The sequence below is a fragment of the Alteromonas hispanica genome, assembly GCF_010500915.1.
Classification (GTDB): Bacteria; Pseudomonadota; Gammaproteobacteria; order Enterobacterales; family Alteromonadaceae; genus Alteromonas; species Alteromonas hispanica.
Genome location: NZ_JAAAWP010000002.1, coordinates 546,541 through 571,648, shown reverse-complemented (window position 1 = coordinate 571,648; position 25,108 = coordinate 546,541). Strand labels below are relative to the sequence as shown.

General features: G+C 44.8%; 25 protein-coding genes and 2 tRNA genes. 15 read left to right on the top strand and 12 right to left on the bottom strand.

Annotated elements, in window-relative coordinates:
* Positions 1-2: 2 nt before the first annotated feature.
* From GTW09_RS05460 to GTW09_RS05430, 7 genes are read left to right on the top strand one after another with little or no spacing between them, the layout of a single operon-like run.
* Complete coding sequence (locus GTW09_RS05460) at positions 3-1,697, top strand: anthranilate synthase component 1 (protein ID WP_163110650.1); 1,695 nt, start codon at positions 3-5, stop codon at positions 1,695-1,697.
* A gap of 8 nt (positions 1,698-1,705) precedes the next feature.
* The gene (locus GTW09_RS05455; protein WP_163110648.1) at positions 1,706-2,374 is read left to right on the top strand and encodes an aminodeoxychorismate/anthranilate synthase component II; all 669 of its coding nucleotides are present in this window, start codon (positions 1,706-1,708) and stop codon (positions 2,372-2,374) included.
* A complete protein-coding gene (trpD, locus tag GTW09_RS05450) occupies positions 2,367-3,398 on the top strand; it encodes an anthranilate phosphoribosyltransferase (protein WP_163110646.1) in 1,032 nt (343 codons plus the stop codon). Before GTW09_RS05455 ends, trpD begins: the two co-directional genes overlap by 8 nt.
* Positions 3,391-4,788, top strand: a complete 1,398-nt coding sequence (gene trpCF, locus GTW09_RS05445; RefSeq protein WP_163110644.1) for a bifunctional indole-3-glycerol-phosphate synthase TrpC/phosphoribosylanthranilate isomerase TrpF — start codon at positions 3,391-3,393, stop codon at positions 4,786-4,788. Before trpD ends, trpCF begins: the two co-directional genes overlap by 8 nt.
* Before the next feature lie 19 nt (positions 4,789-4,807).
* Positions 4,808-5,989 (top strand): tryptophan synthase subunit beta, encoded by a 1,182-nt coding sequence (gene trpB, locus GTW09_RS05440; protein ID WP_100971373.1) that lies wholly within the window; start codon positions 4,808-4,810, stop codon positions 5,987-5,989.
* A complete protein-coding gene (gene trpA / locus GTW09_RS05435) occupies positions 5,989-6,798 on the top strand; it encodes a tryptophan synthase subunit alpha (protein ID WP_163110641.1) in 810 nt (269 codons plus the stop codon). Before trpB ends, trpA begins: the two co-directional genes overlap by 1 nt.
* 4 nt (positions 6,799-6,802) lie before the next feature.
* A complete protein-coding gene (locus GTW09_RS05430; protein ID WP_071979405.1) occupies positions 6,803-7,102 on the top strand; it encodes a YciI family protein in 300 nt (99 codons plus the stop codon).
* Between the two features lie 217 nt (positions 7,103-7,319).
* Here GTW09_RS05430 and GTW09_RS05425 read toward each other — a convergent pair whose 3' ends face one another.
* Entirely contained in the window at positions 7,320-7,784 is a 465-nt protein-coding gene (locus GTW09_RS05425) for a pyridoxamine 5'-phosphate oxidase family protein (protein ID WP_163110639.1), read from the bottom strand.
* 613 nt (positions 7,785-8,397) lie between these two features.
* Between GTW09_RS05425 and GTW09_RS05420 the strand changes: the two genes are divergently transcribed.
* The 3 genes from GTW09_RS05420 to GTW09_RS05410 are packed head-to-tail and all read left to right on the top strand — an operon-like array spanning position 8,398 to position 10,683.
* On the top strand, positions 8,398-8,667 hold the full coding sequence (locus tag GTW09_RS05420; RefSeq protein ID WP_163110637.1) for a PepSY domain-containing protein: 270 nt from the start codon (positions 8,398-8,400) through the stop codon (positions 8,665-8,667).
* A 1-nt stretch (position 8,668) separates the two neighbouring features.
* On the top strand, positions 8,669-9,343 hold the full coding sequence (locus GTW09_RS05415; RefSeq protein ID WP_071979408.1) for a response regulator transcription factor: 675 nt from the start codon (positions 8,669-8,671) through the stop codon (positions 9,341-9,343).
* On the top strand, positions 9,340-10,683 hold the full coding sequence (locus tag GTW09_RS05410) for an ATP-binding protein (RefSeq protein WP_163110635.1): 1,344 nt from the start codon (positions 9,340-9,342) through the stop codon (positions 10,681-10,683). Before GTW09_RS05415 ends, GTW09_RS05410 begins: the two co-directional genes overlap by 4 nt.
* Here the strand turns inward: GTW09_RS05410 and GTW09_RS05405 are convergent.
* Positions 10,673-11,719 carry an AI-2E family transporter gene (locus GTW09_RS05405; RefSeq protein ID WP_163110633.1) on the bottom strand — a complete coding sequence of 349 codons (1,047 nt, stop codon included), beginning with the start codon at positions 11,717-11,719 and terminating at the stop codon, positions 10,673-10,675. The genes GTW09_RS05410 and GTW09_RS05405 overlap by 11 nt on opposite strands.
* Before the next feature lie 73 nt (positions 11,720-11,792).
* Here GTW09_RS05405 and folX point away from each other — a divergent pair, with 73 nt between their 5' ends.
* Together folX and GTW09_RS05395 are read left to right on the top strand one after the other, a co-directional pair.
* Positions 11,793-12,161 (top strand): dihydroneopterin triphosphate 2'-epimerase, encoded by a 369-nt coding sequence (gene folX, locus GTW09_RS05400; RefSeq protein WP_071979411.1) that lies wholly within the window; start codon positions 11,793-11,795, stop codon positions 12,159-12,161.
* A gap of 23 nt (positions 12,162-12,184) precedes the next feature.
* The gene (locus GTW09_RS05395) at positions 12,185-13,078 is read left to right on the top strand and encodes a TIGR01777 family oxidoreductase (RefSeq protein WP_163110631.1); all 894 of its coding nucleotides are present in this window, start codon (positions 12,185-12,187) and stop codon (positions 13,076-13,078) included.
* Positions 13,079-13,499: 421 nt separating this feature from the next.
* Here GTW09_RS05395 and GTW09_RS05390 read toward each other — a convergent pair whose 3' ends face one another.
* Together GTW09_RS05390 and GTW09_RS05385 are read right to left on the bottom strand one after the other, a co-directional pair.
* Entirely contained in the window at positions 13,500-16,022 is a 2,523-nt protein-coding gene (locus GTW09_RS05390) for an ABC transporter permease (protein WP_163110629.1), read from the bottom strand.
* The gene (locus tag GTW09_RS05385) at positions 16,023-16,718 is read right to left on the bottom strand and encodes an ABC transporter ATP-binding protein (RefSeq protein ID WP_100973194.1); all 696 of its coding nucleotides are present in this window, start codon (positions 16,716-16,718) and stop codon (positions 16,023-16,025) included. It lies immediately after the preceding gene.
* 15 nt (positions 16,719-16,733) lie between these two features.
* Here GTW09_RS05385 and GTW09_RS05380 point away from each other — a divergent pair, with 15 nt between their 5' ends.
* From GTW09_RS05380 to GTW09_RS05370, 3 genes are all read left to right on the top strand, one after another.
* A complete protein-coding gene (locus tag GTW09_RS05380; protein WP_163110627.1) occupies positions 16,734-17,387 on the top strand; it encodes a GDSL-type esterase/lipase family protein in 654 nt (217 codons plus the stop codon).
* A 53-nt stretch (positions 17,388-17,440) separates the two neighbouring features.
* Complete coding sequence (locus GTW09_RS05375) at positions 17,441-17,635, top strand: hypothetical protein (protein ID WP_163110625.1); 195 nt, start codon at positions 17,441-17,443, stop codon at positions 17,633-17,635.
* Between the two features lie 289 nt (positions 17,636-17,924).
* Positions 17,925-18,977, top strand: coding sequence for a transposase (locus GTW09_RS05370; RefSeq protein ID WP_163110623.1), 1,053 nt, complete (start codon positions 17,925-17,927; stop codon positions 18,975-18,977).
* Positions 18,978-19,044: 67 nt separating this feature from the next.
* Here GTW09_RS05370 and GTW09_RS05365 read toward each other — a convergent pair whose 3' ends face one another.
* From GTW09_RS05365 to GTW09_RS05330, 8 genes are all read right to left on the bottom strand, one after another.
* A complete protein-coding gene (locus GTW09_RS05365) occupies positions 19,045-20,328 on the bottom strand; it encodes an amidohydrolase family protein (protein WP_163110621.1) in 1,284 nt (427 codons plus the stop codon).
* Positions 20,325-21,752, bottom strand: coding sequence for an amidohydrolase (locus GTW09_RS05360; protein ID WP_163110619.1), 1,428 nt, complete (start codon positions 21,750-21,752; stop codon positions 20,325-20,327). Before GTW09_RS05360 ends, GTW09_RS05365 begins: the two co-directional genes overlap by 4 nt.
* A 121-nt stretch (positions 21,753-21,873) precedes the next feature.
* A complete protein-coding gene (gene dusC / locus GTW09_RS05355) occupies positions 21,874-22,812 on the bottom strand; it encodes a tRNA dihydrouridine(16) synthase DusC (RefSeq protein ID WP_071979418.1) in 939 nt (312 codons plus the stop codon).
* A 246-nt stretch (positions 22,813-23,058) separates the two neighbouring features.
* On the bottom strand, positions 23,059-23,226 hold the full coding sequence (locus GTW09_RS05350; RefSeq protein ID WP_100971361.1) for a DUF1289 domain-containing protein: 168 nt from the start codon (positions 23,224-23,226) through the stop codon (positions 23,059-23,061).
* A gap of 24 nt (positions 23,227-23,250) precedes the next feature.
* Positions 23,251-23,439 (bottom strand): hypothetical protein, encoded by a 189-nt coding sequence (locus GTW09_RS05345; protein WP_163110617.1) that lies wholly within the window; start codon positions 23,437-23,439, stop codon positions 23,251-23,253.
* Between the two features lie 84 nt (positions 23,440-23,523).
* Entirely contained in the window at positions 23,524-24,429 is a 906-nt protein-coding gene (locus GTW09_RS05340) for a M14 family metallopeptidase (RefSeq protein WP_163110615.1), read from the bottom strand.
* Positions 24,430-24,778: 349 nt separating this feature from the next.
* Positions 24,779-24,854 (bottom strand) — tRNA-Glu (locus GTW09_RS05335).
* Between the two features lie 155 nt (positions 24,855-25,009).
* Positions 25,010-25,085 (bottom strand) — tRNA-Glu (locus GTW09_RS05330).
* Positions 25,086-25,108 lie beyond the last annotated feature (23 nt).

The following is a 25,108-nucleotide window of genomic DNA, read 5'->3' as shown; positions in this document are numbered from 1 at the left end:
AAATGAGTTTAGCAGAACTGGGGACATCTCCAGGCAAGGTAGAAACCATCGAACAGGCGGGCCGATATATTGACGACCCTCTTGCCGCTTTTGCGCATATTTGCGGTGAAAAAAGTAATGCCTTACTTCTTGAATCTGCAGAGATAGATTCGAAAGACGATCTTCAGAGCTTATTAATGGTAGACGCCGCTTTACGCCTTGAGTGTAATGAAAATAAAGTGACTGTGACTGCATTAACGGCCAACGGCAAATCGGTGCTTCCGCTTTTCCTCTCTGAATGCCCGGAGGGATTAAATGTAACGGGTAATGATGAGATGTCTGTCTCTCTTGAAGCCGATATCGCATCAGCTGAGTTAGATGAAGATAGTAGACTGAAAGCGGCTAGCGTTATGGACGCACTACGCATTATTGTGAATAAAATAATCCCAATAAGACAACACCCCCACGCGGTATTTTTAGGGGGCGTTTTTGCCTACGATATGTTGGCCGGATTTGAAAATCTTCCCGATGTGGCTGACGGAGAAAATGACTGTCCAGACTTTGTTTTCTATTTAGCTGAAACGCTTATTACTGTAGATCACCAAACTCGCGAAACTAAACTATTAGGCAGTGTTTTTAGCGGTGCAGACGTAGCACAACAGTATTTTGCGGTTGCACAGCGTTTAGAATCATTGCATCAGCAGCTGCACGCTATGCCAGAAGAACCGCAGCTAACGGGCCAAAAGAACCGCGATACTGCGAGGGCTCAGTTCAGACAAGCACAAAACGGACAGTCACTCGTAAGTACAGATATGAGCGACGAAGTGTATTGCAGCCACGTACTCGATTTAAAACAGCACATATTAGCGGGGGATATTTTTCAAGTAGTACCATCGCGTACTTTTTCCCTGCCATGCCCTTCTCCTCTTCTTGCCTATGCAAAATTAAAAGAACAAAATCCCAGCCCTTATATGTTCTACATGCAAGATGCCGAATTCGCTATTTTCGGTGCGTCACCAGAGTCGGCATTAAAATACGATAGCGAAACCAACCAGGTAGAAATTTACCCTATTGCAGGAACCCGTCCTCGCGGAAAACATGCCGATGGTAGTATTAATCATGATTTAGACGGTCGAATTGAATTAGACTTGCGCGAAGATACCAAAGAGAAATCTGAGCATATTATGCTGGTTGATCTTGCTCGCAACGACGTGGCGAAGGTGAGCCAACCAGGTACCCGCTTTGTTAAAGACCTATTTAAAGTAGACCGTTACTCTCATGTAATGCACCTTGTTTCACGTGTGGTGGGTCAGCTTCGCGATGACGTAGATGCGCTAAATGCCTATCAAGCGTGTATGAACATGGGCACACTGGTTGGTGCTCCAAAAGTAAGTGCAGCGACGCTTATTCGCCAAGTCGAGCAAAAACGACGAGGCAGCTATGGCGGTGCAGTAGGCTACATCAATGGGCAAGGCGATATGGATACCTGTATTGTTATTCGTTCTGCCTTTGTAAAAAATAACACAGCCTATATTCAAGCTGGTGCCGGTGTAGTGCACGACTCAATTCCTCAGGCTGAGGCTGATGAAACCAGAGCAAAAGCGCAAGCGGTTATTGGAGCAGTGCGCGCATCACTTGAAGAAGAATTTGAGCCAACAGCTAAGGCTGGTGAAAAGCAAGCCAGCGAGCAGGCCTCAAACAATGAGGGCTCGGCATGAACGCAGCGATGAAAACACCAACGGATACACCTGTGAACTCACAAAACACTACAACTCAAACCACGTTGTTTTTATTAGATAATGTAGACTCTTTTACCTACAACCTAGTAGACGAACTCAGAACGTTAAACCTAGATATCAAAGTGTATCGCAATACCGTATCTGCCGACTTGCTGTTTGAACGTATGCAAGAGCAAGCCACAAAAGGCCCGGTACTTCTTATGCTATCACCTGGCCCTGGAGCACCTAGCGATGCCGGCTGCATGCCTGCTTTATTAGAAAAAGTCGCAGGCCAGTTTCCCGTTATCGGCATTTGTTTGGGTCATCAGGCTATCGTAGAGCATTACGGGGGTGTTGTAGGGCGTGCCGCTCAGGTTATGCACGGTAAATCATCCGCGATTAGTCACTCAGCGAAAGACATGTTTCAGGGGTTGCCACAGCCTTTGCATGTAGCCAGATATCACTCGCTAGTTGCGCATTCGTTGCCAGAGAGTTTGACGGCTTGCGCTTCGTGTCTTAACGAAGATGGAAGCGAGGCCATTATGGCGGTGTATAATGAATCCGACCATATGCTCGGCTTTCAATTTCATCCAGAATCAATATTAACAGCGCAGGGGAGTCTTTTGCTAAAACAGAGCATTGACTACCTCACATCACAAGGAATTGCTCATGCTTAATGCTGCCACACTTCTAGAGCAACTTATGTTGCATGAATCATTGTCACAATCTGAGGCTTTCAGCTTGTTTAACAGTATTATGCACGGTGAGCAAAGCGATGCCATGATTGCCGCAGTACTTACATCACTAAAGATGAAAAAAGAGTCTCCAGGAGAAATCGCGGGTGCGGCAAGCGCGATGGTAGCGAATGCACTCCCCTTCCCTACGCCAGATTATGAGTTTGCTGATATTGTTGGTACCGGCGGTGACGGTCACAACACAATAAATATTTCGAGTGCCGCAGGGGTCGTTGCCGCGGCATGCGGTGTAAAAGTTGCCAAACACGGCAACAGAAGTGTGTCTAGTAAGTCTGGTTCTGCCGATTTGTTTCGTCAGTTTGGTTTAAACCTTGAAATAAGCCCTGAGCAATCGCGCAAGTGTTTAGATGAAGCAAATTTCACATTTCTTTTTGCGCCTGTTTATCACGCAGGCATGAGGTACGCAGCCCCCGTGCGAGCTGCGCTCAAGACCAGAACACTGTTTAACATTTTAGGCCCACTTGCCAACCCTGCGGGTCCAACTCACGGTGTTTTCGGCGTATACTCTCCCGAGTTGCTTGAACCTTACGCAAAAACCCTTATGCTGCTCGGTCAGCATCGCGCAATGATAGTTCATGGCGACGGGCTAGACGAGCTTGCACTGCACGGTGAATCAATCATTTACGACCTTGAACACGGTGATATTCGCGAGGTTACGGTAACCGCCAGTGACTTTGGGTTATCTAGTTACCCTCTTTCTGCCATTGAAGGTGGAGAGCCAGAGGAAAATAAAGAATATATTCAAGCAGCGCTTAACGGTGACGGTAAAGAAGCTCACCGTGCTGCTATAGCCATGAACTGCGGCGCCCTGTTAAAGGTAACAGGTAAAGTATCGAACTTTAAAGACGGCGCGGAAATGGCAATGGAAGCAATGAAAAAAGGTGCGCCCATGCAGGTGTTATCAAACGTAGCAAAAATTACTCAGGAGGTAGGCACGAATGGCTAATGTGCTTGAGAAAATAGTTGCCGATAAAAGAGAAGAAGTTGCAGCAAGAAAGTCTGCACTGCCGCTAGACACATTTAAGTCGCAGCTTACGCCTTCACAAAAAAGTCTTTTCGCCGCGTTGAGCGAGCCAAATGCAGGCTTTATTTTTGAATGTAAAAAAGCATCGCCCTCGAAAGGGCTCATTAGAGAAAATTTCGACCTAGATGAGATTCTTGCTGCCTACACACCGTACGCTGCAGGTATATCAGTACTTACCGACGAGAAGTATTTTCAGGGTACCTTTGAATATCTCAGTTACGTTACTGAACGAGTGGCGCAGCCTGTTTTGAACAAAGATTTTTTTGTAGACACTTACCAGGTGTATCTGGCTCGGTATTATAATGCCGATGCCGTGCTACTAATGCTAAGCGTGTTAGACGATGCAAGCTACAAAGAACTCGCCGACGTTGCAGACTCATTGAACTTAGATATTCTCACCGAAGTGAGTAACGAAGAAGAGATGGAGCGCGCTATCGCTCTTGAAGCAGGTATCATTGGTATTAATAACCGCGACTTGCGTGACCTTTCTACCGACCTCGCGACTACCGAACGACTCGTCCCCATGCTTGAAGGTGCAACTCATGATTTTGTTGTTATCTCAGAGTCTGGCATTTACACCCACGACGATGTGTTAAGACTCTCAGCAGTGTCACAAGGATTTCTTGTGGGCAGTGCATTAATGGCACAAGAAGACCTTCCCCGTGCGGTAAAAACACTTGTGAATGGTGCTGTAAAAGTGTGCGGCCTAACCAGCCCATCTCAAGCTCAAATGGCCTTTGAACGCGGCGCTAGTTTTGGCGGGTTGATTTTCGCTGAAAAATCTCCTCGCTGCGTAAGTAAAGATACCGCGTTGGGCATCACACAATCGGCACCTGGTGCCTATGTGGGAGTGTTTGTAAATCACTCAGTGGATGAAGTTGCAGATATAGCCTCATTAGCAAATCTTTTCGCCGTGCAGTTACACGGAAGCGAAGACGATGCTTACATTAACGAGCTAGCCGGCAAACTGCCTAGCCACTGTGAAATTTGGGTTGCGGTTGGCGTAAAAGATTCAATACCTAGCGAAGTAAATAGCCATTTAGATAATAAACTAGTACACCGCGTACTATTAGATTGCCAAGTAGGCAGTGCTAAAGGTGGTACTGGGGAATCGTTTGATTGGTCATTACTTGACAATATTGAACAAAAACAAAATATCATTCTTGCGGGTGGCATTAGCCCAGATAACGTTGAAGATGCTATTGCCACTGGCTGCGGTGTGCTAGACGTAAATTCTGGTGTTGAAAATGCACCGGGTGACAAATCAGCAGAAAAGCTTGCTGAATTATTCACAGTCTGCCGCCGCTATTAATTAAAAAACAGGACAACGTATGAACCAGTTAGATACAAAATTTGGCGAATTTGGTGGCATGTACGTGCCCGAATTGCTAATTCCAGCTCTTGATCAGTTGGAGAAGGAATTCTTAGACGCAAAAGAAGATCCAAGCTTCAATAAAGAGTTTTTGTCGCTTCTCAAAGATTATGCCGGTCGTCCCACCCCGATGACTCTGACTCGCAATTTAGTGAGTAACCCTAAAGTAAAACTTTACCTAAAGCGTGAAGACTTACTTCACGGTGGCGCGCACAAAACCAATCAGGTGCTAGGTCAAGCATTATTGACAAAGCGTATGGGTAAAAAAGAAGTTATCGCTGAAACCGGTGCAGGTCAACACGGTGTTGCTACTGCACTAGCCTGTGCATTACTTGGCTTAAAAGCGCGTATTTACATGGGTGCTAAGGACGTTGAGCGCCAAGCGCCAAACGTTTTTAGAATGAAGCTTATGGGCGCGGAAGTTATTCCTGTAAACGCCGGCTCAGGTACACTGAAAGATGCCGTTAACGAAGCGATGCGCGACTGGTCTGCTAACTATGACACTGCTCACTACCTTTTAGGTACTGCAGCAGGCCCGCACCCTTTCCCCACCATTGTACGCGAATATCACCGCATGATGGGTGAAGAAACTCGTGCGCAAATTATGGAAAAAGAAGGCAGATTGCCTGATGCTGTTGTGGCATGTGTGGGTGGCGGTTCAAATGCTATTGGTATGTTCGCAGACTTTATTGATGAGCCTTCAGTTCGCCTAGTGGGCGTTGAGCCTGCAGGTAAAGGTGTGCACACTAAAGATCACGGTGCCACTATAGTAACCGGCACAAAAGGCATTTTGCATGGTGCTTACACCTTCATTATGCAAGACAACGAAGGTCAAATTGAAGAGAGTTACTCTGTGTCTGCTGGTTTAGATTACCCAGCTGTTGGCCCTCAACATGCTTACTTACACGATATTGGTCGTGCAGAGTACGTGGCAGCAACCGACGAAGAAGCGCTTAACGCGTTTAAACTGTTGGCACGAAAAGAAGGTATTATTCCTGCACTTGAGCCATCTCATGCACTAGCTCACGCTTTGAATATGGCAGATGAAGCAGAAGAAGAGACCATTATCGTTGTTAATCTTTCAGGCCGTGGCGACAAAGACCTAGAGCATGTAATTAGAGTATTAGGAGATGATATATAATGGATAGATATGCAGACATGTTCTCTCGTCTTAACGAGAAAAACCAAGGCGCATTTGTACCGTTTGTTATGGTAGGCGACCCAGATTTAGCGCAATCTGAAGCCATTATTTGCCAGTTAGTAGAAAGTGGCGCCGATGCGCTCGAGCTTGGCATTCCTTACTCAGATCCTATTGCCGATGGTCCAACAATACAGGCTGCAAGTATTCGTGCGTTAAGCCACAAAATAAAAGTGGCAGATTGCATGGCGTTAATTTCACGAGTACGAGATAAGTACCCTGAAGTGCCCATTGGTTTGCTGCTGTACAGCAATCTTGTGATGGCACAAGGTATTGGTAACTTCTACAAAAAGGCACAGGATGCCGGTGTTGACTCCATATTAGTTGCTGATGTTCCTATTCGCGAGGCTGCACCGTTTCAACAGGCTTCGCAGGATACTGGTGTATCGCAAATCCTTATCGCACCGCCAAATGCCACGGATGAAACCATGGAGAAAATTGGCGAGTACTCTACGGGTTATACATATCTGCTAGGACGCGCGGGTGTAACTGGTGCTGAAACTGCTGCCAACGTTCCTGCTTCTGACCTCATTGAGCGACTAAACAAACACAATGCCGCGCCAGCACTTCTTGGCTTTGGTATTTCAACGCCTGAGCAAGTAAAAAGCGCGATTGATGCAGGGGCTGCAGGTGCGATATCGGGTTCTGCTACCGTCAATATTATTGCTGCGAACCTAGATAACAGTGAAAAAATGCTTAGTGAATTGGATAGCTTTGTATCCTCAATGAAAGCTGCAACAATAAAAGGCTAGGCATATGCTTTACATGATTTGTGCTACTGATGTCGCTGAAAGCTTAGAGAAACGTCTTGCTGCTCGGCCTGCGCATTTAGAAAGACTGAATGCCCTTAAAAGCGAGGGCCGCCTAGTTTTGGCTGGTCCTTTCCCTGCTATTGATAGCCCTGATCCCGGCCCTGCCGGATTTACAGGTTCGCTGGTTGTGGCAGAATTTGACTCCTTGGAAGATGCGCAAGCATGGGCAGACAACGACCCTTACATTGAAGCCGGTGTATATGAAAGCGTTATAGTGAAGCCTTATAAAAAGGTATTGCCGTAACGCTAGCGTTGGCTACCGTCTTATTTTAAAAGTTGGCGAGAGTCGGTTGCCAGAAAGAAAGAGAAAAAGGTTGAAAGAAAGCTTGTTTTCGCATGCGTTTCTACTCTATGAGGAGAGGCATGCGCGTACCAAGCTTTCTTTTTATGTTTATGGAACGCAGATAGCACAAATGGCTTTCCTCTCCATGGCTTTAAGCTTTAAAACAATACCTCTGCTTTTACAAGTCGACCTTTTTGTGATCGCCCATTTCTTCAGGCTGAACATTCTTGCCCGTCAGCATTTTAAATACCCCTTTGATAGACGGGTCTGCGTCCCAAATTTCAGCATCATCTAACTCAAATCTGAGCATAAGCAGGCTTGGATCGTCTTTGCCCTCTTCGTACCAGGCCTCCACGGGGTTAGACCAATACTTGTCTATAATTTCAGAGCGGCTTTCGGTAACTAGCGTTCCCCGAATACAGGCAAACACGTCGTGCCCCTTGGACGCAAAATGGATCATTGCCTTTCCGCCCTGAGCAATTCGGTTGTCTTTGGTTGTGTAAAACCAAACCCTTCCATCAGCATCACTGTCTAATTGCGCATACATAGGTTCTGCGTGCATATCTTTATTTACAAGGCTCACCATTACCTTTGGGCTCTGTGACATGGCTTTCCACATTTTTGTTTTGATATCGTCTGACATGGTTCCTCCGTAGAGAACGTTTTCATAATAAAAACTTTGGTACCAGAGTTAACGCACATGTCATGCCACTAGGACAGTTATGACAGCAGCACTGCTTTTAAAACTCAACTTCAACCTGTTTAAACGACCACCAGCAGTCGATAGAGCAAGTATTGCAGGCTTTATTGGAACGAAGAAATAAACAAAAAGTAAAAAGGGACAGTCACTCAAAAATTGAAAGCTCGCACTTCCTGTTATCAAACACTGAAAAAATTTCAGGCTATTTGACCTGTTTTTACTTATCGGCAAAACGCTAAGAAAGTGAGGAGAAAGAAAGTGAGAAAGGGACAGTCACTTAGTTGCGCTCAAAACAAAAAAATTTTGAATGAGCGGCATCGGACAGTCACTCATAAAAGCTAATTAGGTAATATTAAGTGTCTGTCCGATTTTGCTTGATTTCGAGTCGCATTTAAATTTGGTGTCATTCGAGTGACTGTCCACTTTCAGGTTCAACTTATGTACAGGGTTTACTTCACAGGGTAAACTCATTACAAATTCAGGGTGGGTTCATCATTACCTTTTATACTCGAAAGAGTCAGTGAGCCTGAACGCATTTTTTCTATAGTGAGGTTTTATGTGGTTATTGCTTAGAGCAGCTTTATTCAGTGCATGCCTTGCGCTAATAAGCGTAAATACTGCATATGCTCAGCAAAACAAAAGTAATGAGGTTTCAAAAAGCCAGGCTGCATCAAAAGCCAGCAGCGCTGCAAACGGCCGTGTTTTGAAAATAGAGCAAACCTCGTCAACTTATCGCGTCAAAGTGTTGAAAAAGTCGGGCCGCGTGGTTTCCGTGGATGTTGATAAACGTTCAGGTAAAGTTAAAAAGTCCAAAGACAAGGATTAACATGCGAATTTTAATAGCAGAGGATGACAGTAGGCTCCTTACGCAACTCGATGCTTTGTTGCAACAAAATGGTTATAGCGTAGACCTTGCAGACAACGGTGAGCATGCGCTTTTTTTAATTAAGGAATATGCTTACGACCTCGCCATTATTGATATTGGTATGCCGAAGTTAGATGGTTTTGATGTAATTCGACAGGCCCGTAAAGACAATATCCCTTGTCCAATTCTTATTTTGACGGCTCGAGACCGATGGCAAGAAAAGGTGGAAGGCCTTGACGCAGGTGCTGATGATTACCTCACCAAGCCGTTTCACAATGAAGAGCTTTTAGCGCGAACAAAAGCGCTTATTAGAAGAGCGTCCGGACAAGCCAACCCAGTTATACAGTTTGGCCCGATAGCGCTTAATACAGTGACGGAAGAACTCGCTGTAAACGAAACCCCATTCGATCTTACCGCTTATGAATACAAGGTAATGGAATACCTAATGATGAATCCTCAAAAAGTAGTGTCGAAAACCGAACTTACTGAGCACATATACGACCAAGATTTCGATCTTGATAGTAACGTTATCGAGGTGTTTATTGGCCGGCTGCGCAAAAAACTCGACCCCGACGGTACGCTTAAGCCCATTGAGACTCTTCGAGGACGAGGCTATAGGATAAACCGAAACTTATGAGACAACTTTCACTTCGCGTGAGAAGTGTGTTACTTGCCTTTACCCTACTCGCTCTTTTCGCACCGTTTACCGTCATTATTCTCGAAGAGGCTTTCACTGAAAGTCTGACAGAAGCCAAAATGAGCGAGCTGCGCTTGATGAACTTAAGCCTGCTAACCGCATTCGAATTAGAGGGCGATTCGCCTGTGATGCCGGAAGTGTTATTTGAAGAAGAGCTAAATTTACCCGGTTCTGGATACTTAGGCCTAATTGTTTTTCGCAATGAGGTTATATGGCAGTCGGCGTCTGCGTTGGAGTATGTTTTTACGCCGCCAAACATGGATGTCCCGGTTGGCAACGAAGTATTCAGCGATGACTACATTCCTAAATTCGACATCGACAGCAACTTTTTCGTTTACGCGTTTACCGCAGAGTTTCTTTCAAGCCAAGATTTTGAGCCGGTACATTTTTACATTTTCAACAATAAAGCCGTGTTTGAAAAAGAACGTCAAACCTTCTTGGCGACAACATGGCAATGGATAATCACACTATCCGCCGCTCTGCTCATTTTCATTATTGTTGGTATAAGCCTAATTTTACTGCCGGTTAAAAAGATAATTGACGAAATATCACTCGCCTCTAAAGGTAAAAAAAGTGCGCTAAACAACCGCTACCCTGTCGAATTCGACTCATTAAAGCATTCTATTAACGAATTACTTCACTTTGAAGCTACCCAGCGAAAGCGCTATAAAAATAGCCTTGGTGATTTAGCTCATAGCTTAAAAACACCTCTTGCCGTGGCACTAGGGTCTAAAAACCTGCAACCTGAAATAAAAGAATCCCTAACGCAGATTGACAATATTATTCAGCGACAATTGAAACGCGCGAGTGCTGGCAAAACAGGTTGGCAAGCTGCTATCCCTGTCGAGCCTGTATTGCTCAAGATAGCAGACGCCATGGACAAAATTTATCAAGATAAAAACCTGTCGATTGAATGTGAATGTTCGCACTCCCCCAACTCTCAAACTATCGTATTTAAGGGTGATGAGACAGATTTGCTAGAACTCTGTGGCAACCTTTTAGATAACGCATGCAAGGCAGCAGTATCTCGAGTGTGTGTATCTGCAAGTATCGAAAGCGAGTGGCTCATTATTACTATAGAGGATGATGGACCTGGTATTGTCGATGGTAAAAAACAAGAGCTGCTTGAGCGAGGAGCTCGGCTAGATACCTATGCCGAGGGTCAGGGCATAGGTTTAGCACTAGTGAGCGATCTCGTCTCAATTTACGAAGGTAAAATGCACATTGAAAATAGCCATCTTGGTGGTGCTCGGGTAGTAGTTAAGTTTCCTAACCACTAACCTGTTTTCTATCGCCTTCGCTGGAGAGTAAAACGGCTAACCACCTACTCTCTTCCCTTGACTCCAATGCGATTTTTACAACCATGGTTAGGGGCACAGAAAGCAACATTCCTACCGTGCCCAATAGCCAGCCCCAAAAGATTAATGAGAGAAATACGACCAAGGTAGACAGCCCCATTCCTTTGCCCATTAGTCTCGGCTCAACCATGTTGCCCATAATTGTGTTCACTAACAGAAACCCTAAAGCAACGAACCCCGCCGAGGCAATTCCATATTGTACAAAGGCAATTAATACCGCCGGTACTGCAGCGATTATAGAACCAATATTGGGGATAAAATTAAGCATAAATGCCAATACAGCCCAAAGCATAAAGTGGTCAATTCCCATTACATAGAGCCAAGTACCGATGATGATCCCGGTTCCTAAGCTCACCACTGTTTTTATGGCTAAATAACTATTTACCGAGCGAATAAACTTATCGATGTGTTGAAGCTTCATGTCTGGGTCGGCTAATGCGATGTGCAGGCGTCTTGGTATGCTGTCTGCTTCAAACAGCATAAAGATTACGGTTAGCAGTATAAGGAAAAGGTTAGACAATACTCCTCCCATGCCACTTATAAAGTTAGTGGCTACCGACATCGCGGTAGCGGGGTCTAAATGATTGGCTATGAGCTCACTGTTGATATGGATATTGAAGTCGGCTAACTTTCCAACTACCCATTCAAATTCAGAATCGAGCTTACTCCTGTATTGCGGCAGGTTTTCTCGAAACTCTGCCATTGATTGCCCCACTAGCCCAGCTAATAGAAATCCGAAAACTACGATAAGTAGTATAACAAAGGATATAGATAACCATTTAGGTACGCCAAAGCGTGATGTCCAATGGATAATCGGGCCGCAGGCTATAGCAATAAATATGGATAAAAAGAAGGGTACCATAATGGCACTGGCTGATTTGATACCTGCCATAACAACAACCAAACTCGCAAATACAACGAGAAATTTTGCTGTGGGCGATCGTAGTTCCATGGACATTGTGTGCTACATTCCTAATTAAAACAGCAACACTTTACAACGACTTATAATTAACTACAAACAAGAGAATGTGATGACTTTCAACCTTGCCACCATAAAAATCAAAAATTTACGCCTTCGCACCTATATCGGAATTAATGAAGACGAGATAAAAAACAAACAGGACGTTGTGGTGAACGTAAAAATCGACTACGACGCAGGAAAGGCCTCTAACACTGATAACATGAAGGATGCGCTTAATTACAAGACAATCACCAAGGCGATTATCAAGCTAGTCGAAGACAATCGTTTTTCTCTTTTAGAAAAGCTAACCGCAGACGTATTGACTATTGCATCTGAGCATAGCTCTGTGCGCTTTGCCCAAGTTGAAGTTGATAAGCCTCATGCACTGCGATTCTCTGACTCGGTGTCGCTTACTCTTTCCTGCAACAAGTCTGAATAATTAATTCAGCAGGGAGTTATCTTTTGAACATTCTTATTACCGGCGGCACGGGGTTAATTGGCAGCAGCTTAATCAAAAAGCTCAAAAACACCCACAGCTTTACTGTGTTAACCCGCAATCCAAATAGTGCGCAACAGTCATTAGGCTCTGATATTAAAACCATTGAGAGTGTATCTGAGATAGACGATATTGGCGGGTTTGATGCTGTTATTAATCTTGCCGGAGAGCCTATAGCCGATACAAGGTGGACAGACACTCAAAAGAAAATCATATGCGATAGCCGTTGGGATATAACCACTCAACTGGTCGCCAAAATGAATAGCAGTAGAACACCTGTAAAAACCTTTATTTCTGGCTCAGCTATAGGCTATTACGGGCGTCAGGGAGATAAAATCGTTACCGAGGATACGCCTGTTCACAAGGAGTTCACTCAAGACTTGTGTGAAAAATGGGAAAATATTGCCATGAGCGTGAACACGGAAGAAACCCGTGTAGCAACTTTACGTACTGGCGTGGTGTTATCAAAGAATGGCGGAGCATTAGAAAAAATGGCGCTTCCGTTTAAGCTTGGTGTAGGCGGCAGTTTAGGAAGCGGTAAACAGTATCTTTCGTGGATCCACCTTGATGATATGGTTAGCGGCATCGAGTTCTTGCTTAATAACGATGAATGCAAAGGTCCGTTCAACTTAACCGCCCCAGAGCCTGTGACGAACAAAACCTTTTCTAAACAATTAGCAAAAGCACTATCCCGCCCCTGTCTGTTTTTTGTCCCTAGTTTTGTAATGAAGATAGCTATGGGTGAGTCCTCTACCATGCTTCTTGAAGGGCAAAACGTGATACCTGACAAACTGGTTAAAGCCGGTTTTACCTTTGAATACCCTACGGTTGATAAGGCCCTAGCAGCTATTTACAGCTAGCTATTAAATCCTGAGCAAATAAGCGAAATAACTAATGCTAATATTCAACGAACAGCTGTCTGTAAGCAACGCTTGCAGACAACTCCTTTCATTCCTTGTATCTAGCAAAAATTTTTGAAGAAGTAGCGCTCCAATTCAATTACTAGAAGTGACGGCGAACGCCCCCAGTTAGCGACATCGGACAGTCACTCGGAATAACTCCAAATATTACCTGAAGCGAATACCGGCCAGTTACGTGTAATGAAGGTATAACTGGCCAGTGGTGTAATTGGACAGTCACTCATTGTCCGGACTCATTGGGCAGTCCAGAACGCAGCAAGAGACAGAGAAAACGGACAGACACTCTTTTAACGAGTGACTGTCCGTTTTTGAATTTAAGTGACTGTCCACGAACTTTTTAATACGCTTAATACGGTGCCCCTTAAACCATTTTTCGAAGCAATTCGCCGGTATTGAGCGTCAATAGTCTCCAACATCCTATGGCTCCAAGTACTCCGACGACTAGCGCACCAACGGCGGGAGCTACGAACCAATACTCAACATGAAGTGTGGCAGACATTTGAAACACGTTCGTTTGCAGTAAATACAGGCTTAGTTCATTTGCCAGCGCCGCCATAAAACCGGCAACGGTGCCAATGATCAAAAACTCAAACACAACACTCTTTCTAATTAAACTGCCTTTGGCCCCTAAAGTACGCAAAATCGCTATTTCTTGGCGGCGTTCGTCCATGCTAGCCTGCACTTGGGCAATAAGTACCAAACTGCCAGCCATCAATACAAGCACTAGTATAAATTCAACAGCTACTGAAACTTGCTCAACAATATCTCTTAGTTGGTTAATTCGTGCATCAACATCAAACATGGTGACAGAGGCAAAAGGCTTTAATAGCTTGGTTAACTCGTCTTTCCTATCAGTAGGAAGATAAAAGCTGGTTATATAGGTAGGACTGAATGCCGCCATCGCTTCTGGGTGAATAACAAAAAAGAAGTTGGGCTGCATGGTCTGCCAGTTTACTTTTCGAAGGCTAGTGACCTTCGTTTTCACTATCTCGCTACCGACATTGAAGTTGAGCATGTCTCCCATCTTGATATCTAAACGCTCTGCCACACCCTCTTCAACCGATACTGGATACCAACCCTTGTCGTAATCTGAGTCTAGCTCGCCATGCCAAACTCCCTCTATTATTTCATTCTCTTTTTGCAGCGAGTTGCCCCACGTGAGATTAGCTTCTCGGCCAAGCCCTCTTCTGCCCTCATTAGATGACTCTTCTTCTTTTGAAACTTCAGTGTTAACCCCTTCTCCATTGACAGAAACAAAGCGCCCACGCGTTACTGGGAAAAATTCATTAATATCAACACTGTTATCAGAAAAGTGTCTGTCCAATCGTTTCTGAATATCAGGGGTTATGTTTGTTAGGAAATAGTTAGGCGTCCCCTGAGGTAGCTGAGCACGCCACTGTGAAACCATATCGTTTCTCATCACTAAAACAACCAGCAACAGCATGATCGTGATGGAAAAGCTGATAAGCTGTACACTATTATCCATTGCTCTGCGCTTTATACGTGCCCAAGCAAGCTGCCATGGCCCGATACTGCCGCTTCCAAGCTTTCTACCTATTGCAATAAGGAAGTAAGTAGCAACAAGAAGGCCAATTACCAACGCGGCGCCAGAGGCGAAGAGAATAGCGCTAATTTTTAAATCTTGGCTGTACATCCACATCAGCGCAAAAATGGCTCCCCCCGAAGCAACAAACTGAATACTTCTAGAGCGTAGGCTCGCATCTAAATCTTTGCGTAATACTCGAAGCGGAGGCACAGAAAAAAGCTGCAACAGCGGATAGAGCGAAAATAATATTGCACAAGTAGCGCCAGTCGCAATGGCGATAATTACCGGCCGCCAATGCCACACATTCAAAGAGACATCTACTCTATCGGCTACCAAAGACACTACTACATGCTGACCTATAAAGCCCACAACCAGTCCAATAAGAATACCCAGCAGCGTTATCAACAGAATTTGAATTAGGTACACTTTCCTGATGGTTTGTTTAGTTGCGCCTAATGTTTTCATAATCGCAACCGGATCGAAGTGGCGTTGAGCATAACGCTGGGCAGCTACAGCGATAGACACCGCAGCCAGTACAATTGCCAACAAGCTAGCTAAAAGGAAATAACGCTCAGCGCGGGCCACTGAGCGGCCAATAGCAGACTCATCGTCCTGTACTGTGCGCCACGAGTGCAGATCGTCGTTTAGTTGGGGTAATAACCACGATGAGTAACTCTTTACATCCGAGGCTTCTCCAGCAAAATAACTGATATATCTCGCTCTACTTCCAGGGCCGGTGATATTTGCAGACGGCAAGTCTTCCATTCTCATCAGTACAATAGGGTCGGTGTTAAAAACACTAAAACCCGCATCAGGAATATCTGCAAGTACTCGAGTTACCGTCACCCGAGCGTCACCAATATCAATTTTATCTCCCACCTGCAATTTAAGCGATTGGAAGAGTCTTGACTGCACCCAAGCTTCCCCACGCTCCGGAAGTGTGTTGGTGTCCTTTTTCTGTCCAAAAGGCACCTCGGCTACGCCAACCATACCCTTGAGAGGATAGTGTTCGTTTACCGCTCTTAAATCTACCAACGACATATCGTCGTCTTTAAATACCATTGAGCGTGTCGATACTTGCTTCGCCGTGTTTAAGTCTTCGGCTTTTGCTTTCACCAGCCAACTTTCATCAATAGGCTTATCTGAACGAAGCTGCGCATCGGCTGCGATAAACGCTGCCGAGCGAGATTTAAGCGCGCCCTGCAAGCGCTCACTGAAAAGCGAAAGTGAGAGAACAGCCCCTACCGACAATACAATGGCAAGCAGTATTATCGTGAGCTCACCACGTCGGGCCTCGTGTTTAAATAGTCGCCACGCGAGATTAAAAGTCATAGACATCTAGCTAACCTCGCTAGGTGATGTAGATGCAGATGTGGTTTCTGTCAATTCACCTGCATGCATCGTAAGCTGTCTATCACAATGCTCTGCTAACTCGGTATCGTGAGTTACAAGCACAAGCGTTGTACCAGTATTTCGGTTTAGCTCAAAAAGCAGCTCTTCTATTTTGCCACTGTTTTTAGCATCCAAATTTCCGGTTGGTTCGTCGGCAAATAGAATCTTTGGCGAGGTAATAAATGCCCTGGCAATTGCAACCCGCTGCTGCTCTCCGCCTGATAGCTGATTGGGAAAATGATGAGCGCGGTGTGCAAGCCCCACTTGTTCAAGTATATCCATAGCCAGCTTTTTGGGGTTGTCGAGACCTGAGATCTCGGCAGGCAACATAACATTCTCCAGTGCGGTAAGGCTCTGTACCAGCATAAAACTTTGGAAGATAAACCCCACTTTGCTCCCTCTAAGAACGGCTCGCTGCTCTTCATCCATATTATGAAGCGCTTCACCATCTAGGTATATTTCTCCGCTGGTGACTTCATCAAGCCCAGCCAATAGACCAAGTAAAGTTGATTTACCGGAGCCTGACGCACCAATAATTGCAACGGACTCACCAGCCTTGACTTCAAAAGAGATTGGCTGAAGGATCTGCAAAGAGCCTTCGCTCGTATTTACCGTTTTAGTTACCGTGCTTGTTTTAATCATAGGGGTCATCAATTCGTGTTCGTTAGTTATCGTCAATTTTTTGCGTTTTTGCTCATTGTCTTAATACCGTTTCACGCGCTTTCAGATCAAGAGAAATCCTCGTCTAGCGCCCATGAAGCAACCTTACTTGTTGTTGGCGATAGTTTATCGGCAGCGTACGGATTACAGCAGCACCAAGGTTGGGTTAGTTTGTTACAAAAACACTGGCAAAACGACAACATTCCGATCGATATTGTAAATGCTGCGGTAAGTGGTGAAACAACAGACGGTGGACTAGCTAGGCTACCTCGTCTTATTGAACAGCATATGCCGTCTTACATTTTAATTGAGTTGGGTGGAAACGACGGATTGCAGGGGCATAATATAAAGAAAATTAGAAATAATTTAGATGCTTTAGTGAAAGCAGCGAAAGAAAGTGGTGCCGAAGTTTTTCTTCAGCAGATGCAGATCCCCTCAAATTACGGTAATAGATATACAAAGATGTTCACGGAAAGTTATTCCATAGTTGCTGAGAGGAATGCTATTCATCTCGTTCCTTTCTTTCTTGAAGAGATTGCACTTAACGACAGCTTAATGCAAAACGATGGAATTCACCCAAATGCCGAAGCGCAGCCAAAGATAGCTGAGTTGATGGACAAAAGCCTCAGAAGTTTAATATTAGCTGAATGATTTTTGTGCTATCTTTTAACGAGTGAATATGGTTTTTCAAAAGAGGAGTCTTTATGGATGTTTCTTCAGTTAACTCTGCACCGGTATCAACTATTTTAGAGTCGACGACACAGGCTCCGCAGCGTCAAGAGTTACGTTCTGAACAGGAGCGTCAGTCGAGCCAAACAAGTCAGCCCCAACAGTCGAATGAACCAAGTCCAAACCGCTCGGATAGCAGACTGGGCAGCCGAGTGGATGTTTTTGCCTAATTGAGGTCAAGCCGTACTGGCATTGGACAGTCACTTAGTTAGCGCTCAGTTAACAGCTAAACTGTTTTGATAAATCTCTATGGGACAGTCACTTATTCGTTTGTGAATGACTGTCCACTACTCGCACTACTCGCACGAGTGACTGCACAATTTAGCTTCACATTTAGGCTTCACTATGTGTGTTTAAACGAGCTACCTGCTATAAATGACCGATACAATCCTGCTCTAAAGCTCAGTTCACATCCTTAGTTTTTTGTTCATAATAATAAAAAACAGTTGGGATATGGACATGCCTTTACCTCGCTACAAACAAATTAATACAGACATTACGCCCTATTATCACTGCACTTCACGCTGTGTTAGACAGTCTTTTCTATGCGGTAAAGATGTTAAAACTGGCATCAACTACGAACATAGGCGCAAGTGGTTTACCGATAGGTTACACAAATTAACCCAGGCGTTTGCTATCGACTTATGTGCGTATGCTGTTATGCACAATCATATTCATGTCGTGCTTCACATTGCAAAAGGTCGTGCAGAAGGCTGGTCGATGGACGAAGTTTTCTTGCGGTGGAGAATGTTTTATAAATGTCCTCCTGTTGTTCGATTCTATCTAGAGAATAGAGCGCTAGAGAAGGAAGGCTCGGCCAGCAATCCTCAAGCTTGCTCCGAAGCCGAGTTGAACGAACTGAAAGCATTATCTGTGCAATATCGAGAAAGGCTACAAAGCGTTAGCTGGTTTATGAGGTTGCTTAACGAGTATATCGCTAGAAGGGCAAACAAAGAGGACGATTGTAAAGGCTATTTTTGGGAAAGACGATTTCGCTCGCAAGCCATTTTGGACGAAAAAGCACTAGCGGCCGTTATGGCCTATGTCGACCTAAATCCAATTAGAGCGAACATCGCAACTTCCTTGAATAACTCTAAATATACGAGTATCCACTATCGTCTGAATGCTCACAAAGCGAGAAAACGTCCCAAATATCTTATGTTGTTTAAAGACCAAGCACCGAATGTCAAAGACTGTAAGGATAAATCGCCGAGCGCTCTTGCATTAAACAACACAGCTCACTTGTCATTTAATTTTCATGATTACAAGGAATTGCTGTGTGCAACACTAACGGCAAAACAAACAAAGACTAATCGTGAACCACCAAGGTTCCCAACTCGACTGCTATCAACATTGGGTTTAGAGCAAAAGAAATGGCATATCATAACCAGCCGGTTCGAAATGCTTTTTTCCGGCCCCGTGGGTGAGCCTGATAATATGACCACCTTCGCCGAGAAGTGCAATAGAGGCACTAGGCCAAACGTGAAAAATGCTATTCAATATCTGTCATAAAAAATGGCTGCGCTAATTCTGAATTTACTCTGAAATAGGCGGCAGCCACTTTATCGGTTATCACAAATTACTGGGCACTGCGTTCGTATTGAGAAGGCATAGTGTACTCAGAATCTTGTAGCGTTAAATACCTATCTCGAAGCTTAGTTTGCCTTGACTCCATTTTGATGGCCTTTCCTCCAATAAAAACAGATTCAGCAGCTTGCGTTACTTCCAGTGGATCTCCAGACCAAATTACAACGTCTGCTCTTGCGCCCTTAACCAAACTTCCCAGCTGGCTTTCTAGCCCTAAAATCTGAGCTGGTACCTTAGTAAGACTTGCCAGGCCAGCCTCGTAATCCAGACCATTTGCAACTGCATTGCCCGCATGTTGCGCTGCCAGTCGAATGTTATGAGTATCCATGCCAATAGCAACTTGCACCCCAGCGTTATGCAACCTAGCAGCATTTTTAAGCGTGGCCCCCATCTGATCAAAGCCACCCGGCAAATTATATTCAGGGTCTATTATTACCGGTATCTCAGCATCAGCCAATTGATTGGCCACCCTCCAAGCTTCTACGCCATGAACAAGAATGACATTTATAGAAGAATGTCTTTTCTTAAACGCAATGACTTGGCGAATATCAGATGCCCTATCGGCACGCATGAACAATGGCATGTCACCTGCAATCACCTGCTTAAGTGCACTTACATCTAAACGGGTATTAATGCCATACCAGGGCTTTTCAGCAGAAAGGTTATCTTTGGCATTTTTCGCCTCGTTGAACACCTTGTCTAGCATCACCCATAGTGAAGCTCGTGAGCCGCCAGAGATTTCAGCACCACCGCTACCAGCATCTACTGTCATGAAAGCACCGGCTTTCAGCACAGGCGCAAATCCGTCAAGACTTATAACAGCCCCTTTACCGCCAAACAAAAATTCACCATTACTCACAGTAGTAGCGGCTGAAGTTACTCCCTCTAAACGCGTTACTGGAATCAAAGAACTATCAGTATTAATGGCATACTGAACGTCAAACGCCGCACCAGTGTTTGTGATTGGCGTTTTTTCTACGCTAGAGTCCACGACCCCAGACGATGATGAAACCTCTACTAGCCCTAAAGATGTAAGTGCGCCTACAAAACCTGGCGTAACTACCTTGCCGCTTGCATCAATAACCTTATAACCTTGTGGCACTTCACCATCAGCAAAAACTGCGCTTATTCGCCCGTCAGATAATAATACGGTACCTTTTTCTAATACGCCGGCAGATGTCATGGTGTGCACTTTGCCACCAACGATAGCAATATTTTCCGCCGCAATTGAAGAGACCATTGAGAGAGCGGTAACTAGTGTGATTAATTTTTTCATTTGCTATCTCCTTCACCAACTTGTCCTAACTCAAAGTCACTCACTGGCCAGGTTGAACTATCTGTTAGTGAGTATGCTAAACCACCATCGATATAAACATGCTCAGCCTTGGTGTAGGTAGAAAAAGGATTGCCGTTCCACAGTACGATATCAGCTTGTTTCCCCGCTTCTAGCGAACCAGTCTTATCGAATATACCCAATGATTTTGCAGGATTTGCTGAAAGCCACAACCAAGCATCTTTCATGGGGATATCAATACCAGCGCGCTTACCATCAGACCACGCTTTCGCAGCTTCTTGGTTAAGTCTTTGGATCCCTAGGTCACTGTCTGAATGAACAATAGCGCAAGCCCCAGCATTGTGCACTGCAGGAATATTCTCGCGAATGCCATCGTAGGCTTCCATCTTAAAGCCCCACCAATCGGCCCACATTGCCGAGCAAACGTCGTTTTCTTTCAACTTATCAGCAATTTTGTAGGCCTCGACAGCGTGATGGAACGTGCCAATTTGATAGTTAAACTCTTTCATTACATCCATCATCACCGTCATCTCGTCGGCGCGGTAGCAATGCATATGTACACGAATATCTCCCTCAAGCACACCGGCTAACGTCTCGAGTTTAAGATCTCGCTTAGGCGCTTTAGGGTTTTTTCCTGCTTCATAGTCTCTTTCATACGCTTCCCACTTGCGCATGTAATCTTGTGCGTCAGACCATGCCTGACGATAACCTGCAACATTCCCCATACGCGTCATCGGGCCACCCTTTTGACCGTATACTCGCTTAGGGTTTTCACCACAAGCCATTTTCATTCCGTATGGCGCATCGGGAAACTTCATATCTTGCATAGTTCTGTTCGGCACATTTTTCAAAACCACAGAACGTCCGCCAAATAAGTTCGCAGACCCAGGCAAAATTTGTAAGGTTGTTACCCCGCCGGCCAGTGCTCGACCAAAACCAGGATCTTGTGGCCATACCGAATGCTCAGCCCAAACCTGCGCAGTGACAGGGTTAGTCATTTCATTTCCATCGGAGTGAGAGCGAGTTGAAGGTGATGGATACACGCCTAAGTGACTGTGATTATCAATAATTCCTGGCGTGACCCACTTACCCTTTCCATCAATGATTTTTGCATTTTCAGAGACGTCGAGTGTCTGTCCACTTTCAGCTATGGCTTGAATTTTTCCGTCCACAAAATAGATACTGCCATTATCAAACCGATTCCCCACGCCATCTAAGATGGTGACGTTAGTGATGAGGGTTGGCTCTCCCTCTATTGGCTTGTAAGTGCTTGGATACGGATTTGGGTTTATGGTGACTTTTGATGGCTGCGCATCACTTTTGTTAGGCTTCGCGCTGCATCCTGCCGTAAGCAAAGACATAGTGCAGACCAACAGCAGCGTCAGCTTTGATGTTGCTGATTTCATGAGTTCCCCAGATTAGTTTTAATTGTTTTAAGAAGTGAGACATGTAACTTACTCTCTGTTGCCATTTCAGAGTAGTCAATTACCCTCCTAAAACCAAGCAGGTCTGGGATAAACCTGCGTTTTATTGAGAAGACTGGCGTGCTAACACATCTACAATATCTTGGGAGTTAGTGAGCCGCCTAATATCATTGAATAACACTTCAGCTTGCGGATACTGTCTCTTCAAGTAGCCACACCATTGCTTTATTCTATTCGGATAATACCTTCCCTTATCACCATAGATCTCATAGCCAGAATATTGTATTAGCAAGGCCGCTAACTCAGGCCATGGCATCGGTGTGTCGCCATGCTTTATGCTACGCGCAAGGTTCGGCATCGCAAGGGCTCCACGTCCAACCATCAAATTTATACAATCGGATTGCTCTTGACAGTTTTTCGCATCATCTGCGTTCCATATCTCACCGTTAGCGACCAAAGGTATATCCGTGTGTTGCTTAATTTTTGCAATCCAGTTCCAATATGCTGGCGGTTTATACCCTTCTGTTTTCGTTCGTGCATGCACGACAAGCTCAGAGGCACCAGCTTCCGTTATCGCTATCGCATTATCAACCGCTAACGATTTATCCTCAAAACCGAGCCTAATTTTTGCCGATACAGGTATATGCTGAGGTACAGCATCTCTAACCGCTTTCACAATATCGTAAAGCGTTTGAGTTTCTCTAAGGAGCACCGCACCCCCTTTACTTTTGTTCACGGTTTTAGCCGGACATCCAAAGTTCAAATCAACGCCTGGCGAGCCCAGTTCTACCGCTGTTTCCGCATTTTCAGCAAGCCACTGTGCGTGCTGCCCTAATAATTGAACCCGCACAGGAACACCCGACGCAGTTTTACCATCGGTATGAAGCTCTGGACAAATCTTATAGAACGTTTTTTTAGGTAATTTCTGGTCGACTACGCGAACAAATTCCGTCACACATTGATCAAAACCGCCAACGCGGGTCAACATATCTCTCATCAGGTGATCAACTACCCCTTCCATCGGGGCTAACATTATTTTCATTCGGAATTTGGCTCGAAATAAGTATCTAAAATCGGCGCGGAGTTTACCAAAAAGACGAGTACCTAGCTACGCGATGAACGTTAATTATAAGACGTTTGAGCTAACTGATTAAAAATAGGTTTGTGAGTCTATGTTTATGATTTGAACATAGGAAGTTCGTTTTGGTTTATGTTGAAGGGGGGGAGTGTTTTGAGTGACTGTCCGTTGTTCGCTTTAAGTGACTGTCCGGTTTTTATTCGGTTTTTATTAGTCGGGGTGAGATTGCGTTTCGAGTCTTTCGAACACTGCGATCTTTTGTTCGTTGGTGTAATTAGCCCAGTTAACTATTTCGTCAATGGTTCGATGACAACCGGCACATATATCATTTTCGTCGAGTTTGCATTGCGCTTTGCAAGGAGAAATTGGGTACGTCATTTTTTACTTCTTTGTGTCTAAGGATTACTGAACTTTCTTTGCCGCTGCTATGTTTGCCAGCGTGCTTTCAGAAAGCTCTTTGTTCGACCACAAGCAAACGTGACAGCCGTATTGCGATTCTAAATAATCAGAAAACTCAGTGTCGGTTTTACAATCGTGTCGAATTAATATTTGTTTATTGCCGTTATATATTACTGCCGAAAAAGTAAACACAGAAAGCCTCCTTTGAAAGAAGGCTCAATATACATCTAGACGTCTAAACGTTCAAGCGTCTAAATAATTTATCACGTGTGAGACTTATTTTATAAAATCGAGCGCCGCGCACACCGCTGCAACTTGAGCATCATTACAGTTTTCTGGCGTTGCATTGTCACTGTCTGGATATACTTCCGTTGTGGTAACGTATTTAGCGTCAGTCATACCACCGCATAAAAACAGCGACTTCTTGTCATAACAGATAACCCCTTCGCTCATTACATCGGCACCAATTATCTTTCCGTTTCCATCAGCAGGGGCAATATGAGTAACATTGCGAACAGCGTCGATTACTGCCTGTTGGAAAGCAAGCTGCGGGTTGGGCGTGTTTGCTACTGTGTAAAAGCCGTCTGGAATATTCCAGTTGTCGTGAGTCGTTCCATCTCGCGCCGCCAAAGCAGGTCTAAACTCGCTGTTATCTGTGTCAGTCGTTTCGTGCAAGTCGATATGTAACGACAACTCCATGCCCAGCGATGCAATAAAGTGCATTAACTGTTGTGACTCAGGCGCTGGTGAATCCGCATGAAAAGAACGGTTGGGATCTATCGCTAACGGATTCCATCTATTGATGGTCTCATATCCCCAAGGACTTACACAGGGTACAACAACAATATTGAAATCAACGGTATAAGCCGCCAACTGCGTTTGAATAAATTTTAGTGCTCCCTGCACTCCGCTAGTCTCATAACCATGAACCCCGCCGGTAACTAATGCCGAGGGCTTACTTTCGTCGAATGAATTCGGTACTACAGCATAAAGAGGATAACGCTCTTCATCGTATGGCAGTGCTCCATATTGTTGCAGTCGAAATCCGTCTGGAATGATATGTGTTAACTTATCAAAAACCTCTTCTTTAACGCTGCGCTTCACGCTTTGCTGATCATACCATTGAGCTTTCTCTTCGGCGCCCCACGGCTTGCCAGGCGTTCCAATTGAATAATCCTGCATAATGACCTCATTCTTTTTATATTAGCTTTACTTTTAATAATATCATCTGCCACTAACAAAGTATGCGCCAAGCGGTGCGCCGCATTAAATGAAAGTCACCACTTAAGAGCGCATCGTATAATTTTTTTTGCACTTAAATAATTAGGGCTGTTGTTCTTTGTTCTACGAATTTTGAGCAAAGTGCTTCTATAACACTCCCTTCAATTAGCGTCTGTGGTCTGCAAAAAAGGAAAGAGAAAAGGCACAGTGAGGGGAAACGCAGCACTAATGAGCAACAATACCAGCCCGTATAGATAAAGATTCAGACCCCAAAAACAAAAAAACCAGCCTGATGGCTGGTTTTCTTATATGGCGTCCCCTAGGGGATTCGAACCCCTGTTACCGCCGTGAAAGGGCGGTGTCCTAGGCCTCTAGACGAAGGGGACTGAAAATCTTCTCTCGAAAGCTACGCTTTCAAGATTTTCAGTAAGGCGAAGTGAGCCAGCGAACTGAGCGACCTTTTCCTTACCAAACTTTCAGTCAGGAGTTTAAAAAACTCCAGCCTTTTTCACAGTATTGACCGACTGTGACGCGATTAAAATGGCGTCCCCTAGGGGATTCGAACCCCTGTTACCGCCGTGAAAGGGCGGTGTCCTAGGCCTCTAGACGAAGGGGACTGAAAATCTTCTTTCGACAGCTA

Excerpts from the sequence above, each read along its gene's own strand:
- GTW09_RS05460 (WP_163110650.1), top strand. The coding sequence starts at position 3 with ATGAGTTTAGCAGAACTGGGGACATCTCCAGGCAAGGTAGAAACCATC.
- GTW09_RS05455 (WP_163110648.1), top strand. The coding sequence starts at position 1,706 with ATGAAAACACCAACGGATACACCTGTGAACTCACAAAACACTACAACT.
- trpD (WP_163110646.1), top strand. The coding sequence starts at position 2,367 with ATGCTTAATGCTGCCACACTTCTAGAGCAACTTATGTTGCATGAATCA.
- trpCF (WP_163110644.1), top strand. The coding sequence starts at position 3,391 with ATGGCTAATGTGCTTGAGAAAATAGTTGCCGATAAAAGAGAAGAAGTT.
- trpB (WP_100971373.1), top strand. The coding sequence starts at position 4,808 with ATGAACCAGTTAGATACAAAATTTGGCGAATTTGGTGGCATGTACGTG.
- trpA (WP_163110641.1), top strand. The coding sequence starts at position 5,989 with ATGGATAGATATGCAGACATGTTCTCTCGTCTTAACGAGAAAAACCAA.
- GTW09_RS05430 (WP_071979405.1), top strand. The coding sequence starts at position 6,803 with ATGCTTTACATGATTTGTGCTACTGATGTCGCTGAAAGCTTAGAGAAA.
- GTW09_RS05425 (WP_163110639.1), bottom strand. The coding sequence starts at position 7,784 with ATGTCAGACGATATCAAAACAAAAATGTGGAAAGCCATGTCACAGAGC.
- GTW09_RS05420 (WP_163110637.1), top strand. The coding sequence starts at position 8,398 with ATGTGGTTATTGCTTAGAGCAGCTTTATTCAGTGCATGCCTTGCGCTA.
- GTW09_RS05415 (WP_071979408.1), top strand. The coding sequence starts at position 8,669 with ATGCGAATTTTAATAGCAGAGGATGACAGTAGGCTCCTTACGCAACTC.
- GTW09_RS05410 (WP_163110635.1), top strand. The coding sequence starts at position 9,340 with ATGAGACAACTTTCACTTCGCGTGAGAAGTGTGTTACTTGCCTTTACC.
- GTW09_RS05405 (WP_163110633.1), bottom strand. The coding sequence starts at position 11,719 with ATGTCCATGGAACTACGATCGCCCACAGCAAAATTTCTCGTTGTATTT.
- folX (WP_071979411.1), top strand. The coding sequence starts at position 11,793 with ATGACTTTCAACCTTGCCACCATAAAAATCAAAAATTTACGCCTTCGC.
- GTW09_RS05390 (WP_163110629.1), bottom strand. The coding sequence starts at position 16,022 with ATGTCTATGACTTTTAATCTCGCGTGGCGACTATTTAAACACGAGGCC.
- GTW09_RS05385 (WP_100973194.1), bottom strand. The coding sequence starts at position 16,718 with ATGATTAAAACAAGCACGGTAACTAAAACGGTAAATACGAGCGAAGGC.
- GTW09_RS05375 (WP_163110625.1), top strand. The coding sequence starts at position 17,441 with ATGGATGTTTCTTCAGTTAACTCTGCACCGGTATCAACTATTTTAGAG.
- GTW09_RS05370 (WP_163110623.1), top strand. The coding sequence starts at position 17,925 with ATGCCTTTACCTCGCTACAAACAAATTAATACAGACATTACGCCCTAT.
- GTW09_RS05365 (WP_163110621.1), bottom strand. The coding sequence starts at position 20,328 with ATGAAAAAATTAATCACACTAGTTACCGCTCTCTCAATGGTCTCTTCA.
- GTW09_RS05360 (WP_163110619.1), bottom strand. The coding sequence starts at position 21,752 with ATGAAATCAGCAACATCAAAGCTGACGCTGCTGTTGGTCTGCACTATG.
- dusC (WP_071979418.1), bottom strand. The coding sequence starts at position 22,812 with ATGAAAATAATGTTAGCCCCGATGGAAGGGGTAGTTGATCACCTGATG.
- GTW09_RS05350 (WP_100971361.1), bottom strand. The coding sequence starts at position 23,226 with ATGACGTACCCAATTTCTCCTTGCAAAGCGCAATGCAAACTCGACGAA.
- GTW09_RS05340 (WP_163110615.1), bottom strand. The coding sequence starts at position 24,429 with ATGCAGGATTATTCAATTGGAACGCCTGGCAAGCCGTGGGGCGCCGAA.